This window comes from Rhizobium sp. NZLR1b, assembly GCF_019685155.1.
GTDB lineage: Bacteria > Pseudomonadota > Alphaproteobacteria > Rhizobiales > Rhizobiaceae > Rhizobium.
In genome coordinates, this window is the sequence record NZ_JABDWC010000040.1 from 1 (window position 1) to 15,697 (window position 15,697).

The window sequence follows — 15,697 nt, forward strand, 5'->3', positions numbered from 1 at the left end:
AACCGGCTCCAACGCTGCGCAAGATGAAAGCTTCGCGTTTCCGCCGGTTGCTCACACCGCGCCACTTGGCGTATTCAAAACCCCCGAGGCTCCAATCGCAGCTGGATGAAAGTTCAGTGGCAGGTCAGGATGTACACGAGATCTTCGACCTCCCCTTACAGCAACGGCCCCGTCAATCTGACCGAGCTGATGTCGCGCATCCATGAGGAGGACCGCAGCCTGATCGCCCAGACATTCGAAGAGGCGAGCCGTCATGGCGTCGGCTTCCATTTCGTATACCGCGTCGACAGCCGGCTTGGCGGTTACAAGCTGGTGCGCAGCGTCGGCCGCTTTCGTGACGATGAAAGCGGCGGCGGCATCGTCGGCGTCACCTATGAATGCGTCGAGCGGCTGCGCGTCGTCGGTTTCGAGGACGATGCGAGACCCCGCTGACTCCACGGGGTTTACCGGTCGAGCACCGAACGGATTTCGACTAGGTTCGAGCGCACCCGGAGAATATAAAAGCCCATGGTGGCGAGATGGCTCGGCATGATCCAGCCGTCCTCGCGCCCGTTCGAAATGATCGCCGGCTGAATGCGCAACGCCGCTTGGAACTGCCGCATCGTGCTGCCCCAGACCGCTCCGAGATTGCGCTCCTGCACCACTTGCGAGAAATCCGCCTGCGCGGCGGCAAGGATGGCGTAATAGGCGTAGAGCTGGCCGTAGGCGAACCAGAACCGGTCGTCGGCGCGGGTATCGAACCAGCCGCGATTGTGGTTTTCCGAGCGCTCGGCGAGCATGTCGGACGTGCCGCCGAGATCGTTGGCAATGCGGTCGATGAACTGCATGAGGTTGTCAGCGCGGCCGTCGAAAATGACGCTGCACGTGGAAAGATCGGTGTTGAATTTGCGCAGGCTGCCGATCGCCGAACGGTAATAGGAGGGCGTCGGCGTCTTCGGCCCGAAGGGATTGAGCCCGAAATACCAGCTGTATTCGTCGAATTGCAGATTGCCGCGGGCGCTCTGCAGGTCGTTGTTGATGCCCGACGTGCCGCGCACGCGCCCGAGCGTATCGACGAGCTCTGCCGATGTCCGCCGAACCGCCTGATTGATGCCCCGCTGGAACGACGCCTTGTTGTCGAGGAAAGGCGTGTGATCCCAGTCGATTCCGAAAAAGCCCATTTTGTAGAGCAGCATGGAGGAGATCCATGCGTTCTGGTTGACGTTGAAGTCGGTCAGGTCGGCCGTGACGTCGATGATCGCCGAACGCTGGCAGGTCTTGGCTGCCGTGGCGTTGCTTCCCTCGGCGACCGGCATTTCCTGTCCCGCGGCAACCTTGCGTTCGGCAAGCCGGTATTGGTCGACGAAGGCGGTGTTGAAATTCGACCAGGCCTGCGTCTGCCAGAAGAAATAGCCGTAGAGCACGACGAAGAGCGCCACGAACGCGATCACCGGCAGCCGGATCATCCAACTCCGGCGCTGATACCAGCCATGCGCGGCAAGAATGGGCCAGAAGGCCCAGGCGAAAAACAGGCGGACCCAGCGACCGATCGTCTGGCCGATCAGCCTGAAAAAACCGGCTATCCGGTCAAGCATCGTCGTCTCCTGTCAGGCGAGGCGAACATCAGGACATTGCGGCCCCGTCGCATCCACATATGCGCTCGATCGGCCGAGCACAACACGAGCCCTCCGATTTTTCGCAAGGGCGCCTTGCGGAAAAGAGGTGCTGACGACGTCTTGCGGCTCAGGAACGCAGGAAAGGCAGGCTGAACCGGAAGGACCTGCGCGCCGTATCGATCAGAGGGGCTCCCGATTTGTCCGGCGCCGGCTCGGCATAGGTCGGAAACCTGCCGGTAAATTCCAGATCGGCGCGGCTCTTGCGCCGCTCCAGATCCTGGGCGACCAGCATGCCCTTTTCGAACAGCCTGATTGGCGCGGCGATATCAGGAAAGAGTTCCGGCCTGATCCGCATCTTCATGCCGGGCCGGTCGGTATCGACCTGCGCCTGATAGATGATCAGCCGCTCCTCGACGTCGATCATCAGCTTGCGCAGCAGCACGCTACAAGCGGCGATCCGGCCATTCAGCGAATCGACAAAGGTCTGGAACAGGCCGATGAAACGCTCGCGCCGCTGGCTGTCGTCGCGCATCTCGTGCTCCCCGGCGGAAATCTGCTCGGCCTCCGCCTTCAGCGCCCGCCGCTCCGCCTCCATCTGCTCCCAATGCGCCCTGCTGCCGTAGACGCCGATACGGCCCTGCGTCGTCAGCGCCTTGGCATTGAGTTCCTTCATCTTCAGGCGGGCAATATCGATGGAATCGACCAGTCGGCGCCGTTGCTCGACGATGTCGATGAGACCGCGTTCGGCGGCCCTGTGCCGTTCGATGATCGAAGCGCGCTGGCCGGCAATCAGTCTGGCGAGCGCGTCCGATTTCGTCAGAAGTTCGAGCAACCGTTCGATGACGGGGGCCTCGCGCACACGTTCGGTATACATGCGCCACATCCGCTGGCGCGACGTCCAGCCGGCCATCTTTTCGCGCAGCGTCAGCCCCCGAAAACTGTCGAGATCGGCCGAAACCTCCGCCGTCAGCCGGTCGAGGGAAAAGACCAGCTCCGCCTGCAGGGCGTCAAGCGCGGAAGCATCGGCGATATGGGCCTGGAAACGAGAATTCTGTTCGAGGAAGACCTCGTCGGCCGAACGTGCCTCATCGGCGCTGAAGGCGCTGATTGCGGCCACGCAATAGTCTCCGTCGGCCGCAATCCTCTCGGCAAGGATGCCTGCAGCTTCGTATTGGCTGTCGAATGGCGGAGGTTTACGCACCAGGCCTCTCCAGGGAATCTCGTGCTTCTCAAGCTAGAGCATGGTGCCGAAAAGTGTGAGCGGTTTTCCGTCCGGAATTGCTTAAAATCGAAAGCATGTTGCTTGCGGCGCCAAAGAAAGCAGGCCGCATCGCGGCTTCAGACCGGCTCGGCGATCCAAGCCCCGTTCATCGCTTCATCCCAATGCCTGCGACAGAGCGAGACATATTTCTCATTGCCGCCGACTTCGATCTGCGCGCCTTCGTGCAACACCTTCCCCTCCGCGTCGAGCCGCACCACCATCGTCGCCTTGCGCCCGCAATGGCAGATCGTGCGCACCTCGCGCATTTCGTCGGCGATCGCCAACAGTTCCTGCGAGGCCGGAAACAACTTGCCCTGGAAATCGGTTCTCAGCCCGTAGACCATCACAGGAATGCCGAGCCTGTCGACGACGCGGGCAAGCTGCCAGACCTGGACAGGCGTCATGAAATGCGCCTCGTCGACGAAGATGCAGGCAATCGGCGCGCCTTCACCGCTCAGCGTCCCGATCAGCCGGAACAGGTCCTCGTGCGGTTCGAAGGGAATGGCGCTCGCCTCCAGCCCGATCCGCGAGCCGATGACGCCCCGGCCGGTGCGCTCGTCGAAGGCAGCGATCAGCTGCACCGTGCGCATACCGCGCTCCTGATAATTGTAGGAGGCCTGCAGCAGCATCGTCGACTTGCCGGCATTCATAGTCGAGTAGTTGAAATAGAGTTTTGCCATCCGATCTCTCCTTGATCGGCTTATTGAAAGCTCACAATGGCAAAGAAAAGCCCTGCAACAGTGATAATCACAGGAATCCCGCTCAAAAACTGCTGAAAGCCCCAAAAACAATATAGTTCCAAAAATCTGCCCGACGTCGCAATCGCATGGGTCGATACGACGCAAACGCACTGAGGTCGCTTGTCAAACTCGGCTATTGGTGGTTGGCTTGGGAACTTAAAGACTGGGAGTCTAAAATGAAAACAACAAGCACGTTCAAATTCGTCACTGCCACTGCCATCGCCACACTCTCCGTTGCGACCGCTGCCTTCGCCGCGGATCCCGACAGCTGCTCCACCGTACATTTCTCGGACGTCGGCTGGACTGACATTACCGCCACCACCGCTACTGCCTCCGTCGTCCTGAAGAGCATCGGCTATCAGACCGACATCAAGGTCCTCTCGGTACCGGTCACCTATACCTCGCTGAAGAACAAGGACATCGACATCTTCCTCGGCAACTGGATGCCGACGCAAGAAAAGGACGTCCGCCCCTATCTCGACGACAAGTCGGTCGAATCCTTCGGCCCCAACCTCGTCGGCGCCAAGTACACGCTCGCCACCAACGCCAAGGGTGCGGAACTCGGCATCAAGGACTTCAAGGATATCGCCGCCCACAAGGACGATCTCGACGGCAAGATCTACGGCATCGAGCCCGGCAATGACGGCAACCGCCTCGTCATGGATCTGATCGAAAAGAACACCTTCGGCATGAAGGATCTGGAAGTCGTCGAATCCTCGGAACAGGGTATGCTGGCGCAAGTCGCTCGCGCCGAAAAAGCAGGCAAGCCCGTCGTCTTCCTCGGCTGGGAACCCCATCCGATGAACACCAATTTCAAGCTGACCTACCTCACAGGCGGTGACGACGTCTTCGGTCCGGACTTCGGCGGCGCCAAGGTCTACACCAATGTTCGCGCCGGCTATCTCGGCGAATGCCCGAATGTCGGCGCGATGCTGAAGAACCTGACATTCTCCCTCGATATGGAGAATAAGATCATGGGCAAGATCCTCGACGACGGCAAGGAGCCGGAAGCTGCGGCGACCGAATGGCTGAAGGCCAACCCCTCAGCCCTCGACCCCTGGCTTGCAGGCGTCAAGACTCGCGACGGCAAGGGCGACGCTCTGGCGGCTGCCAAGACCGGCCTCGGCCTTTGATGATATGACGGGGCGGCTCGCCGCCCCGTTTCATTTTTGTCCGATTGTTGATTTTTTTGGATAGGCGCGCCCCTTGAATTGGATCACCGAGGCTAAGATTCCCATTGGCTCATGGGCCAAATCCTTCGTGGACTGGCTGACATCGAACGGCGAGTGGTTCTTCAACCAGCTCGCCTTCCTGCTGTCGAGCGCCATAGACGGCCTGCTCTTCGTGCTGCAGAAGCCCCACCCGCTGATCGTCATCGCTGCCATCACCGCCCTTGCCTTCTGGCTGCGCCGGTCGATCGCAGTCACGCTGTTCACCTGTCTTGGGCTCCTGCTCATCGTGAACCAGGGTTATTGGAAGGAGACGACGGAGACGCTCGCCCTCGTGCTCGCCGCCACCTTTGTCTGCATGGTGATCGGCATTCCCTTCGGCATTGCCGCCGCCCGCCGCCCTTGGGTCTATGCCGCCATGCGCCCGGTGCTCGATCTGATGCAGACCATTCCGACATTCGTCTACCTGATTCCGGCGCTGATCCTGTTCGGCCTCGGCATGGTTCCGGGCCTGATCGCGACCGTCATCTTCGCCATCCCCGCCCCCATCCGGCTGACACGCCTCGGCATCATCTCGACGCCGCCGTCCCTCGTCGAAGCCGCCGTTGCTTTTGGCGCAACGCCGATCCAGGTGCTGCGCAAGATCGAACTTCCCTTTGCCATGCCGCAGATCATGGCGGGCCTCACCCAGACCATCATGCTGTCACTGTCGATGGTGGTCATCGCCGCCCTCGTTGGGGCGCCCGGGCTTGGCGTGCCGGTCGTGCGCGCGCTGAACACCGTCAATATCGCCAAGGGCTTCGAAGCCGGTTTCTGTATCGTCATCTTGGCGATCATTCTCGACCGCATATTCCGCACGGCGGGTGAAGGAGGCGGCGCATGACCGCGGTAAGCTTCAAGGATGTCAGCATCATCTTCGGCGACCGGCCGGAAACAGCGCTTGCCATGGTCGACCAGGGCAAAACACGTGACGAAATCGGCGCCGCCACCGGCTTGGTGCTCGGCGTCGCCAATGCCTCGCTGACCATCGAAGAAGGCGAAATCCTGGTGCTGATGGGCCTTTCCGGCTCTGGCAAGTCGACGCTGCTGCGCGCCGTCAACGGCCTCGCCCCCGTCGTGCGCGGTGACGTCTCGGTCTCGACCTCCAATGGTCCGGTCAACCCTTACAGATGCAACGCCAAGGCGCTGCGGGAGCTGCGCACCCACACCGTCTCCATGGTGTTCCAGCAATTCGCTCTTCTGCCCTGGCGCACCGTCGCCGAGAATGTCGGCTTCGGCCTCGAACTCGCCGGCATGCCGGAGGCCGAACGCAAGCGGCGCGTCGGTGAACAGCTCGAGCTCGTCAACCTGACGAAATGGGCCGACCGCAAGGTCAACGAACTCTCAGGCGGCATGCAGCAGCGCGTCGGTCTTGCCCGCGCCTTTGCCACCGGCGCCCCGATCTTGCTGATGGACGAGCCTTTCTCGGCGCTCGATCCCCTGATCCGCACCCGCCTGCAAGACGAGCTCCTGGAGTTCCAGCGGCGGCTGAAGAAGACCATCCTCTTCGTCAGCCACGATCTCGACGAGGCCTTCCGCATCGGCAACCGCATCGCCATCATGGAGGGCGGCCATATCATCCAATGCGGAACGCCGCACGACATCGTCAAGAACCCCGCCGACCAGTATGTCGCCGATTTCGTGCAGCATCTCAACCCGATCAGCATGCTGACGGCGGCCGACGTGATGCAACCCGGTCTCGGTCAGACGGCCGCCGGCATGAGCGTCAGCGCCACGGCCCGTGCCGCTACCCCGCTCGTCGATATCCTCGATGCCCTTGCCCGCCAGCCCGGCAGCATCGGCATCGTCGAGAACGGCACGATCGTCGGCACCGTCTCGGCCCAGGATATCGTTGCCGGCCTCACCCGCCATCGCCGCAAGCAGGACGCTTGATGTTTTCAATCCGCTTTGCCACAAAGCGGATATGAAAGATCAACCCTCGCCCATACGCGAAACCGACGACGATGCCCGCAAGCTTGCGCGCGTGCTTCTGCGCTCCGCGCGGCACGCGGCGATTGCCGTTCTCGACCCCGAGACCGGCTTCCCCTTCGCCAGCCGCGTGCTGGTCGCGACCGATATTGACGGCACCCCCGTCATCCTCGTTTCGAAACTGTCGGCCCATACCAGGGCGCTTGCCAAGGACCCGCGCGCCTCACTCCTGACCGGCGAGCCGGGCAAGGGCGATCCGCTCGCCCACCCTCGCCTGACAACCCAATGCCTCGCTGAACCCGTCGAGCGCGGCAATGCGTTCTACGAGCGCATCCGCACGCGTTTTCTCGCTCGCCACGCCAAGGCGAAGCTTTATCTCGACTTTCCTGATTTCCTGTTCTTCCGTCTCAAGCCGAAACGGGCCAGCTTCAATGGCGGCTTCGGCCGCGCCTACCTGCTCGACGCAAACGATCTCATAATCCAGTCGTCCGCGAATGAAGAAGTCGCCGCCGGGGCGGCAGAAGCAGTGCGAGATTTAGTAGCGCGCTACCCCGATGTGACCGAGACCCTCGCTATCAGGCTAAAGGCGCCGGAATCGGCTTCTTGGCGCATTTGTGGTATCGATCCCTCAGGTTTTGACATGATTTCCGGCGATTATCTGCTGCGATACGAATTCGAAACCCTCATTGGGGATGCCGATCACATTTGTTCAAACATATCTAAAATAGCATACTCGATACCTTAAATTTAGGTATATACAATCTTCGACCCCAGTTGCTAGTTTCTGGCGTCGGTCAAAATCCCGACTGGCGGCCAGTGCCCACATGAATGATGTACGTTTCGCATTAGGAAGATAACAATATGGACACCACGGATTTGGCCGATCACACCAATGTGGCGGCAGCGTTATTATCGGCCATGGCCAACCCGAAGAGATTGCTGATCCTGTGTAGCCTCGTGAAGGGCGAAGTGGCCGTCGGCGTGCTTGCAACGCAGGTCGGCCTCAGCCAGTCGGCTCTTTCCCAGCACCTGTCGAAACTGCGCGCTCAAAAGCTGGTCAAGACCCGCCGAGACGCACAAACCATTTATTATTCGAGCACCTCCGAGCCGGTGATGAAGATCCTGGCGACGCTCGAAGACATCTATCTCGTGCAGAATCGGAACAGATCTGCCGCTTGATGATAGCGCTGACATGAATGTCGGCCGATGTCGTGGCGTAAGGGGATGTTCCCGGAGACGCGACAACGATATTTCAGCACCTGAACCTTATGGCACGACCGGCAAACCTTGCGATTTGCCGGTCGTGCCTTTTTAACTTCGCCTGTCGGCCCCGAGCTATTCCCAGATTGATTGGAGCAACTCGAACCTCCGGCCCCCAGTGGCTCTCGGGCGTTTTCCCCGTTGACGCCTCGGGAAGCCCTGATAATTTGACCGGGCAGTCAAAATTTGGGCGTGAAGCCCCGGAAAGGGCCGTCAGCGGCCAGGAGAACAGATGTCCAATCGCCTCAATGCACCGAACGATCTCCGCGCCTTCTGGATGCCGTTCACGGCAAATCGCCAGTTCAAGAAGGAGCCGCGCATGTTCGTCGGCGCCAAGGACATGTATTATACGACCCATGACGGCCGTCAGGTGCTGGACGGCACTGCCGGCCTCTGGTGCGTCAACGCCGGCCACTGCCGCCCGAAGATCACCGAGGCGATCCGTGAGCAGGCCGGCGAGCTCGATTACGCCCCGGCCTTCCAGCTCGGCCACCCTAAGGCCTTCGAACTGGCAAACCGCCTGGTCGACATTGCTCCCGAAGGCCTGAACCACGTTCTCTACACCAATTCCGGATCCGAATCCGTCGAGACGGCGCTCAAGGTGGCGCTCGCCTATCACCGCGTGAAGGGCAATGGGTCTCGCTTCCGCCTGATCGGCCGCGAGCGCGGCTATCACGGCGTCAACTTCGGCGGCATTTCCGTCGGCGGCATCGTCAGCAATCGCAAGATGTTCGGCACGCTGCTGACCGGCGTCGATCACATGCCGCATACCCACCAGCCCGGCAAGAACAACTTCACCCGCGGCGAGCCCGAGCATGGCGGCGACATCGCCACCGAGCTCGAGCGTATCGTCACCCTGCATGATGCCTCCACCGTTGCCGCCGTCATCGTCGAGCCGGTGGCCGGGTCCACCGGCGTCCTGATCCCGCCGAAGGGCTACCTGCAGAAGCTGCGCGAGATCTGCACCAAACACGGCATCCTTCTGATCTTCGACGAGGTCATCACCGGCTTCGGCCGCCTCGGCGCGCCCTTCGCCGCGCAATATTACGACGTCAAGCCCGACATGATCACCGCAGCCAAGGGACTGACCAATGGCGTCATTCCGATGGGCGCCGTCTTCGTCACCTCCGAAATCCATGATGCCTTCATGAACGGTCCGGAGCATATGATCGAGTTCTTCCACGGCTACACCTATTCCGGCAACCCGATCGCCTCCGCCGCCGCCCTCGCCACGCTCGACACCTACAAGGAAGAGGGGCTGCTAACACGCGCCGCCGAGCTTTCCGATTACTGGGCCGACGCGCTGCATTCACTGAAGGACTGCCCCAATGTCATCGACATCAGGAACACCGGCCTGATCGGCGCGATCGAACTCGATCCGATCGCTGGCGAGCCGACCAAGCGGGCCTTCACCGCTTTCCTGAAAGCCTATGAAACCGGCCTGCTGATCCGCACCACCGGCGATATCATCGCACTCTCTCCGCCGCTGATCATCGAGAAGCACCACATCGATGAACTCTTCGGCAAGCTGCGGACCATCCTGCAGAACAATATCTGAGAAAGTTCTCAAGCTTTCGGCATCATCGCCTGCGGCGGGCGCAAGTCCACGCAGGCCTTTTTTGATGGATCCACCTCAGGTCACGGCGGCGACCGACAGGCAGAGGGCGAATTTCTTCAGAAGCCGGCGATCGAAATGCCCTTCGTTACCAAGCATCCATTTCAGTGCCTGGCTGGCGCTCCATGGCGCCCTGTAGGGTCGCACCGAGGTGACGGCGTCATAGACGTCGCAAATCGCCGCAAGGCGCGCATGGAAGCTGACCTGCGTCTCGGAAAGTTTGCGGGGATAACCCTTGCCGTCGATCCGCTCATGATGGTTGAGACAAACGTCGAGAACGATCTCCGGCATGCCTTCCTGACGCGACAGGATTGCGTGTCCCTTTTCCGGATGGTCGCGGATCATCTTGATCTCGTCTTCGTCCAGGCGTCCTTCCTTGTTGAGCACCTCGAGCGGAATTTCGAGCTTGCCGACGTCGTGCAGCAATCCTGCTGTGCCGAGCATCTGCACGGTTGTCTCGTCAAGTCCGAGATGGCGGCTGAAAAGGATCATCAGCGCACTCACAGAAATGGAATGCAGGAACGTCACCTCGTCCCTGGATTTCAGGCGCGTAACGCTTAGGAAGACGGTCGGGTTCTGATCGATCGACTTGGAGACCGAGGAAATCACCGGCGCCACCTGATCGACGCTGATCCCATCGCCATGCTGCAACCGACCGAAAACGTTCTCCAGCACCTGCACGGATTTCTGAATCGTCTCGTGTGCGGCCTTGGTGTCGATCTCGATATTGCCAGTTGGCAGGCCATCAATATCGACGCCCCTGCTGGTATTGATGACTACGCCTGGAATGCCACTCTTGCGAAGAGTCAGGGCATCCATTTCACGGCGCAGGAGAAATCTTCTCTTGGACAGAAGAGGATCTTGCCACACACCCTCGATCGCCTCGACAAACATTCCGGTGCGCACCTGTCTGGCTTCGATACGCTTGAGCATGCAGATCTCTGTTCCTGAAATATCTCTCTGTTTATCGTCGACCGTTTTTGCATCGCAGCAATATATGCACGAACAATGATTCTACTCTGATTGGTAGAATCAAATGTTAATCTCAAACAAAATTGAAGTTCCAGATACGAGAGAACATCCGCTCATCCCTTATATGGGCTCCCCGAGCCTCCTCCGAAAAGCGGAAGACAGGGCCGGATCGAACGATTTTCGACGAAACCGTGCCGCGCTGCCTCGATTTTCGTTTCATTTTGTTATCATCTTGCGGAATCTCACCAAAATTCTTAGAAATCTTGCCGTTGCATCCATCCGAGCCAAATATGGCCGGAGGACGTATTGATCGCGCCGAAATCGATCGTCCTTGGCACAGCCTAGCGCTGTTGAACGATCCGGAAAGCCGGCGTAGCACCTCATCGCGGGTCAATGACCCCATCCAAGGAGACAGACTATGACCCTCAAGACATTGACGGCGACCCTCGTTGCGTCGCTCGCCTTTGCACCGCTTGCTCACGCCGATATCACCATCGGCCTGATTGCGCCGCTGACCGGTCCCGTCGCCGCCTATGGCGACCAGGTAAAGAACGGCGCTCAGACCGCCGTCGACGAGATCAACAAGAAGGGCGGCATTCTCGGCCAGAAGGTTATCCTCGAATTGGCCGACGATGCCGGCGAACCCAAGCAGGGTGTTTCCGCCGCCAACAAGGTCGTCGCCGACGGCATTCGCTTCGTCGTCGGCCCGGTCACCTCGGGTGTCGCCATTCCGGTGTCGGACGTGCTGGCTGAAAACGGCGTGCTGATGGTCACTCCGACTGCGACGGCCCCCGACCTGACCAAGCGCGGTCTTACCAACGTGCTGCGCACCTGCGGGCGCGACGACCAGCAGGCCGAAGTTGCCGCCAAATACGTGCTGAAGAATTTCAAGGACAAGCGCGTCGCCATCGTCAACGACAAGGGCGCCTACGGCAAAGGCCTCGCCGACGCCTTCAAGGCGACGCTGAACGCCGGCGGCATCACCGAAGTCGTCAACGACGCGATCACCCCTGGTGACAAGGACTTCAGCGCGCTCACCACCCGCATCAAGTCGGAGAAAGCCGACGTCGTCTATTTCGGCGGTTACCACCCTGAAGGCGGCCTGCTCGCCCGCCAGCTGCATGACCTCGCCGCCAACGCCACGATCATCGGTGGCGACGGCCTCTCCAACACCGAATTCTGGGCAATCGGCACGGATGCCGCCGCCGGCACCGTCTTCACCAACGCCTCGGACGCAACGAAGAGCCCGGATTCCAAGGCCGCAGCCGAGGCGCTCGCTGCCAAGAACATCCCGGCCGAAGCCTTCACGCTCAACGCCTATGCCGCTGTCGAAGTGCTGAAGGCCGGCATCGAGAAGGCCGGCAGCGCCGAGGATGGTGCAGCCGTCGCGGCCGCTCTGAAGGACGGCAAGGAGATCCCGACCGCTATCGGAAAGGTCACCTATGGCGAAACCGGCGACCTGACCTCGCAAAGCTTCTCGCTCTACAAGTGGGAAGGCGGCAAGATCGTTTCCGCCGAGTAAGCCACGACATCGAGACAGCGACCGGGCGCCACCACGGCGCCCGGTTTTGTTTGCAGGCATCGCATGTCGCCGCAGATCGGCTATAACTTCGGAATCGGTTGCAATGTGAGCAATGCCATGACCAGCAGACTTGAGCGTTTCATCGACCAGGGCGTCGGCCGCATGCCGGCCGATATCGTGCTGAAGGGTGGGCACTTCTTCGATCTCGTCACCGGCGAACTCGTCCAGTCGGACATCGCCATCGGCGGCGATCGCATCGTCGGCACTTCGGGCAATTATCAGGGTGAAACCGAGATCGACATATCGGGAAAAACAGTCGTTCCCGGCTTCATCGACACGCATCTGCACATCGAATCTTCGCTCGTCACACCGCATGAATTCGACCGCTGCGTTCTGCCCTACGGCGTCACCACCGCGATCTGCGATCCGCACGAAATCGCCAATGTGCTCGGCGCAGCCGGCATCGAGTTCTTTCTCCAATCCGCGCTCGAGACGATCATGGACATCCGCGTCCAGCTCTCCTCCTGCGTTCCGGCAACCCATCTCGAAACCTCCGGCGCCGATCTGCCGATCGAGCGCCTCCTGCCCTTCCGCCACCATCCGAAGGTCATCGGCCTTGCCGAATTCATGAATTTCCCCGGCGTGATCCACAAGGATCCCGTCTGCATGGCCAAGCTCGACGCCTTCCAGGGCGGCCACATCGACGGTCACGCGCCGCTGCTGACCGGCAACGACCTCAACGGTTACCTCTCGGCTGGCATCCGCACCGAGCATGAATGCACGACCGCCACCGAGGCGCTGGAAAAGATCCGCAAAGGCATGCATATCCTCGTGCGCGAGGGCTCGGTATCCAAGGATCTTGCCGCGCTGATGCCCATTATCACCGAGCGGCTTTCACCCTTCCTGGCGCTCTGCACCGACGATCGCAATCCGCTCGATATCGCCGAACAGGGCCATCTCGATCACATGATCCGCACGGCGATCGCAAGCGGCGTCGAGCCCTTGGCGATCTACCGCGCCGCCTCGATCTCGGCCGCCCGCGCCTTCGGCCTCAGGGACCGGGGCCTGGTCGCGCCGGGCTGGCGCGCCGACCTGGTGGTACTCGAGAGCCTGGAAGATTGCCGTGCCGACATGGTCTTTTCCGCCGGCCGCCGCGTCACCGATGCGCTCTTTTCCTCACGCAGACCGGTTGCACCGATCGGCCTCGACAGCGTCAAGGCCCGGCCCGTCAACGCCGCCCATTTCGGCGTGCCGGTCGCCGAGGGCGAAACGCCAGTTATCGGCGTCATGCCGGACAAGATCATCACCGAGCATCGCCGCTACCGCCTGCCCGTCAGGGGCAACGAGACGGCGGTCGACCTTGCCAACGACATCATCAAGGTCGCCGTCATCGAGCGCCATGGCAAGAACGGCAACCACGCCAACGGCTTCGTCCAGGGCTTTGGCCTGAAGAAAGGCGCGATCGCCTCCACCGTCGGCCATGACAGCCACAATATCTGCGTCGTCGGCGTCAGCGAGGAAGACATGGCGCATGCCGCAAACCGCCTCGGCGAGATCAAGGGCGGCTTCGTCGTTGTCGAAGATGGCAAGGTTACCGGCGAAATCGCCCTGCCCATCGCCGGCCTGATGAGCCTCGAGCCCTATGAAACGGTCCGCGATACGCTGCACCATCTGCGTAAGGCCGCCTTCGCTCTCGGCGCCACGTTGGAGGAACCCTTCCTCCAACTCGCCTTCCTGCCGCTGCCGGTCATCCCGCACCTGAAGATCTCTGACCGCGGCATGGTGGATGTGGACAAGTTCGCACTGATCGGGTGATACAACTGATATGGCATACGAGATTTCGTGAGAGCGGATATCCAAATCTCAAACCGCGTGATGCCTCGTCGTCAGTTCAAGCCCGATCTCCTGCGCGGCGATAGCGTGGACATCAGACCCGCGCACAGAACCCGTCCAGCGCCGCAAGCTTCACCAGCCCCGAAGCCGACACCGGTTCAAAGCCCGGCATCTCAAGCGGTTCGCCCAGCACCAAGCCCCCAGGCAGGCGGAATTCCGCTGGCTTGCGCGTCAGGTTGAAAACGAAGAGCAGTTTTTCCCCGTCCTTTTCGCGGGTGAAGACGAGCAGATCCTGGTTGGTGCCGATGAAGGTCATCTCGCCGTCGATCAGCGCCGGGTGTTTTTTTCGGAATGCGAGCGTCTTGCGGTAGTGATGCAGCACCGAGCTGTCGTTCCCCTCCTGCGTATCCACGGAAAGTGCGGCCTGCTCGTAAGGCACCGGCAACCAGCTCTTTTCTGCAGACGTGAAGCCCGCATGCGCCTTGCCGGCCTCCCAGGGCATCGGTGTGCGGCATCCGTCGCGGCCTTTGAAGGCCGGCCAGAAGCGGATGCCGTAGGGATCACGCAGATCCTCGAAGGCGAGCTCCGCCTCCGGCAGACCGAGCTCCTCGCCCTGGTAGAGGCAGATCGAGCCGCGCAACGCCGCAAGCACCGAGATCGCCAGCTTGGCGATGACGAGCCGCTCATCGGCCGTCAGCGCAAAACGGCTGACATGGCGCATGACGTCGTGGTTTGAAAAAGCCCAGCAGACCCAGCCGTCGGTCACTGACTTCTGGAAAGCCTCGACGCAGCCGCGAATATGCTCGGCGGTGAAATCCGGTCCCAAGAGGTCGAATGTGTAGCACATATGCAGCTTATCGCCGCCGCTGGTATAGGCGGCCACCGTCTTCAGCGAACGCCCGCCGTCGCCGACTTCACCGACGGTCGTACGATCCTCGTATTGGTCAAGCAGCAACCGGAAGCGTTTGAGGAAATCGACGTTTTCCGGTTGCGTCTTGTCGTAGAGGTGGTTTTGCATGCCATAGGGATTGCTGTCGGGCGCATCGAGGCCGGCATCATCCTCATCAGGCTCATGCGGCGGATTGCTTCTGAGCTGCTTGTCGCAGAAATAATAGTTGACGGTATCCAGCCGGAAGCCGTCGACGCCGCGGTCGAGCCAGAACTTCACCGTCTCCAGCACCGCATCCTGCACGGACTTGCTGTGGAAATTCAGGTCCGGCTGCGAGGTCAGAAAATTGTGCTGGTAATATTGCCGGCGCACGCCGTCCCACTCCCAGCCCGGCCCGCCGAAGATCGACAGCCAGTTATTCGGCGCCGTGCCATCCGGCTTCGGGTCGGCCCAGACATACCAGTCCGCCCTGGGATTGGTCCGGCTTGTCCGGCTCTCGACGAACCACGGATGCCGGTCGGACGTGTGCGAGATTACCTGATCGATGACGACCTTGATGCCGAGCCCGTGCGCCTCGGCCATCATCTCGTCGAAATCGGCGAGCGTCCCAAAGATCGGGTCGACATCGCAATAATCGGAAACGTCATAACCCATGTCGGCCATCGGCGACTTGAAGAAGGGCGAAAGCCAGATCGCGTCGACGCCGAGGCTGGCAATATGCGGCAGCCGGCGGGTGATCCCCTTGAGGTCGCCGAGCCCGTCGCTGTTGGTGTCCTGAAACGAGCGCGGGTATACCTGATAGATCACCGCGCCGCGCCACCAGTCCGCATTCCCGCCTGCTTGCAATGCCATCGACTAAATCTCCTGCCTCGT

Annotated in this window: 13 protein-coding genes and 1 pseudogene; 9 read left to right on the forward strand and 5 right to left on the reverse strand. The window is 60.9% G+C overall.

What is annotated here, in order from left to right:
- Nucleotides 1–119: 119 nt before the first annotated feature.
- A pseudogene (locus HJB84_RS32245) lies at nucleotides 120–432 on the forward strand (PAS domain-containing protein); the annotation flags it as partial.
- A gap of 11 nt (nucleotides 433–443) precedes the next feature.
- Here the strand turns inward: HJB84_RS32245 and HJB84_RS32250 are convergent.
- From HJB84_RS32250 to HJB84_RS32260, 3 genes are all read right to left on the reverse strand, one after another.
- Entirely contained in the window at nucleotides 444–1,574 is a 1,131-nt protein-coding gene (locus HJB84_RS32250; protein WP_207581336.1) for a DUF2333 family protein, read from the reverse strand.
- A gap of 148 nt (nucleotides 1,575–1,722) precedes the next feature.
- Nucleotides 1,723–2,796, reverse strand: coding sequence for a hypothetical protein (locus HJB84_RS32255; protein ID WP_207581337.1), 1,074 nt, complete (start codon nucleotides 2,794–2,796; stop codon nucleotides 1,723–1,725).
- Between the two features lie 137 nt (nucleotides 2,797–2,933).
- Complete coding sequence (locus HJB84_RS32260) at nucleotides 2,934–3,536, reverse strand: thymidine kinase (protein ID WP_207581338.1); 603 nt, start codon at nucleotides 3,534–3,536, stop codon at nucleotides 2,934–2,936.
- Nucleotides 3,537–3,772: 236 nt separating this feature from the next.
- Here HJB84_RS32260 and HJB84_RS32265 point away from each other — a divergent pair, with 236 nt between their 5' ends.
- The 6 genes from HJB84_RS32265 to HJB84_RS32290 all read left to right on the forward strand — a co-directional run bounded on the left by HJB84_RS32265 (nucleotide 3,773) and on the right by HJB84_RS32290 (nucleotide 9,551).
- A complete protein-coding gene (locus tag HJB84_RS32265; protein WP_207581339.1) occupies nucleotides 3,773–4,729 on the forward strand; it encodes a choline ABC transporter substrate-binding protein in 957 nt (318 codons plus the stop codon).
- A 73-nt stretch (nucleotides 4,730–4,802) separates the two neighbouring features.
- A complete protein-coding gene (gene choW / locus HJB84_RS32270) occupies nucleotides 4,803–5,648 on the forward strand; it encodes a choline ABC transporter permease subunit (protein WP_207581340.1) in 846 nt (281 codons plus the stop codon).
- Entirely contained in the window at nucleotides 5,645–6,697 is a 1,053-nt protein-coding gene (choV, locus tag HJB84_RS32275) for a choline ABC transporter ATP-binding protein (protein ID WP_207581341.1), read from the forward strand. Before choW ends, choV begins: the two co-directional genes overlap by 4 nt.
- A gap of 31 nt (nucleotides 6,698–6,728) precedes the next feature.
- A complete protein-coding gene (locus HJB84_RS32280) occupies nucleotides 6,729–7,478 on the forward strand; it encodes a HugZ family protein (RefSeq protein WP_207581342.1) in 750 nt (249 codons plus the stop codon).
- Nucleotides 7,479–7,594: 116 nt separating this feature from the next.
- Nucleotides 7,595–7,912: a helix-turn-helix transcriptional regulator gene (locus HJB84_RS32285; RefSeq protein WP_164013673.1), complete on the forward strand. Its 318-nt coding sequence runs from the start codon at nucleotides 7,595–7,597 to the stop codon at nucleotides 7,910–7,912.
- A 313-nt stretch (nucleotides 7,913–8,225) separates the two neighbouring features.
- Entirely contained in the window at nucleotides 8,226–9,551 is a 1,326-nt protein-coding gene (locus HJB84_RS32290) for an aspartate aminotransferase family protein (protein ID WP_164013674.1), read from the forward strand.
- Between the two features lie 75 nt (nucleotides 9,552–9,626).
- On the opposite strand, the gene HJB84_RS32295 is transcribed toward HJB84_RS32290, so the two are convergent.
- Complete coding sequence (locus HJB84_RS32295; protein ID WP_207581343.1) at nucleotides 9,627–10,541, reverse strand: HD-GYP domain-containing protein; 915 nt, start codon at nucleotides 10,539–10,541, stop codon at nucleotides 9,627–9,629.
- Nucleotides 10,542–10,998: 457 nt separating this feature from the next.
- On the opposite strand from HJB84_RS32295, the gene HJB84_RS32300 reads away from it, so the two are divergent.
- Both HJB84_RS32300 and ade read left to right on the forward strand, forming a co-directional pair.
- Nucleotides 10,999–12,102 (forward strand): branched-chain amino acid ABC transporter substrate-binding protein, encoded by a 1,104-nt coding sequence (locus HJB84_RS32300; protein WP_207581344.1) that lies wholly within the window; start codon nucleotides 10,999–11,001, stop codon nucleotides 12,100–12,102.
- 117 nt (nucleotides 12,103–12,219) lie between these two features.
- Nucleotides 12,220–13,917, forward strand: a complete 1,698-nt coding sequence (gene ade, locus HJB84_RS32305; RefSeq protein WP_221117876.1) for an adenine deaminase — start codon at nucleotides 12,220–12,222, stop codon at nucleotides 13,915–13,917.
- 112 nt (nucleotides 13,918–14,029) lie between these two features.
- On the opposite strand, the gene HJB84_RS32310 is transcribed toward ade, so the two are convergent.
- A complete protein-coding gene (locus HJB84_RS32310) occupies nucleotides 14,030–15,676 on the reverse strand; it encodes an alpha-glucosidase family protein (RefSeq protein ID WP_221117877.1) in 1,647 nt (548 codons plus the stop codon).
- Between the last annotated feature and the right edge of the window lie 21 nt (nucleotides 15,677–15,697).

Excerpts from the sequence above, each read along its gene's own strand:
- HJB84_RS32295 (WP_207581343.1), bottom strand. The coding sequence starts at position 10,541 with ATGCTCAAGCGTATCGAAGCCAGACAGGTGCGCACCGGAATGTTTGTC.
- HJB84_RS32310 (WP_221117877.1), bottom strand. The coding sequence starts at position 15,676 with ATGGCATTGCAAGCAGGCGGGAATGCGGACTGGTGGCGCGGCGCGGTG.
- HJB84_RS32250 (WP_207581336.1), bottom strand. The coding sequence starts at position 1,574 with ATGCTTGACCGGATAGCCGGTTTTTTCAGGCTGATCGGCCAGACGATC.
- HJB84_RS32300 (WP_207581344.1), top strand. The coding sequence starts at position 10,999 with ATGACCCTCAAGACATTGACGGCGACCCTCGTTGCGTCGCTCGCCTTT.
- HJB84_RS32280 (WP_207581342.1), top strand. The coding sequence starts at position 6,729 with ATGAAAGATCAACCCTCGCCCATACGCGAAACCGACGACGATGCCCGC.
- choV (WP_207581341.1), top strand. The coding sequence starts at position 5,645 with ATGACCGCGGTAAGCTTCAAGGATGTCAGCATCATCTTCGGCGACCGG.
- HJB84_RS32290 (WP_164013674.1), top strand. The coding sequence starts at position 8,226 with ATGTCCAATCGCCTCAATGCACCGAACGATCTCCGCGCCTTCTGGATG.
- HJB84_RS32260 (WP_207581338.1), bottom strand. The coding sequence starts at position 3,536 with ATGGCAAAACTCTATTTCAACTACTCGACTATGAATGCCGGCAAGTCG.
- HJB84_RS32285 (WP_164013673.1), top strand. The coding sequence starts at position 7,595 with ATGGACACCACGGATTTGGCCGATCACACCAATGTGGCGGCAGCGTTA.
- HJB84_RS32265 (WP_207581339.1), top strand. The coding sequence starts at position 3,773 with ATGAAAACAACAAGCACGTTCAAATTCGTCACTGCCACTGCCATCGCC.
- ade (WP_221117876.1), top strand. The coding sequence starts at position 12,220 with ATGACCAGCAGACTTGAGCGTTTCATCGACCAGGGCGTCGGCCGCATG.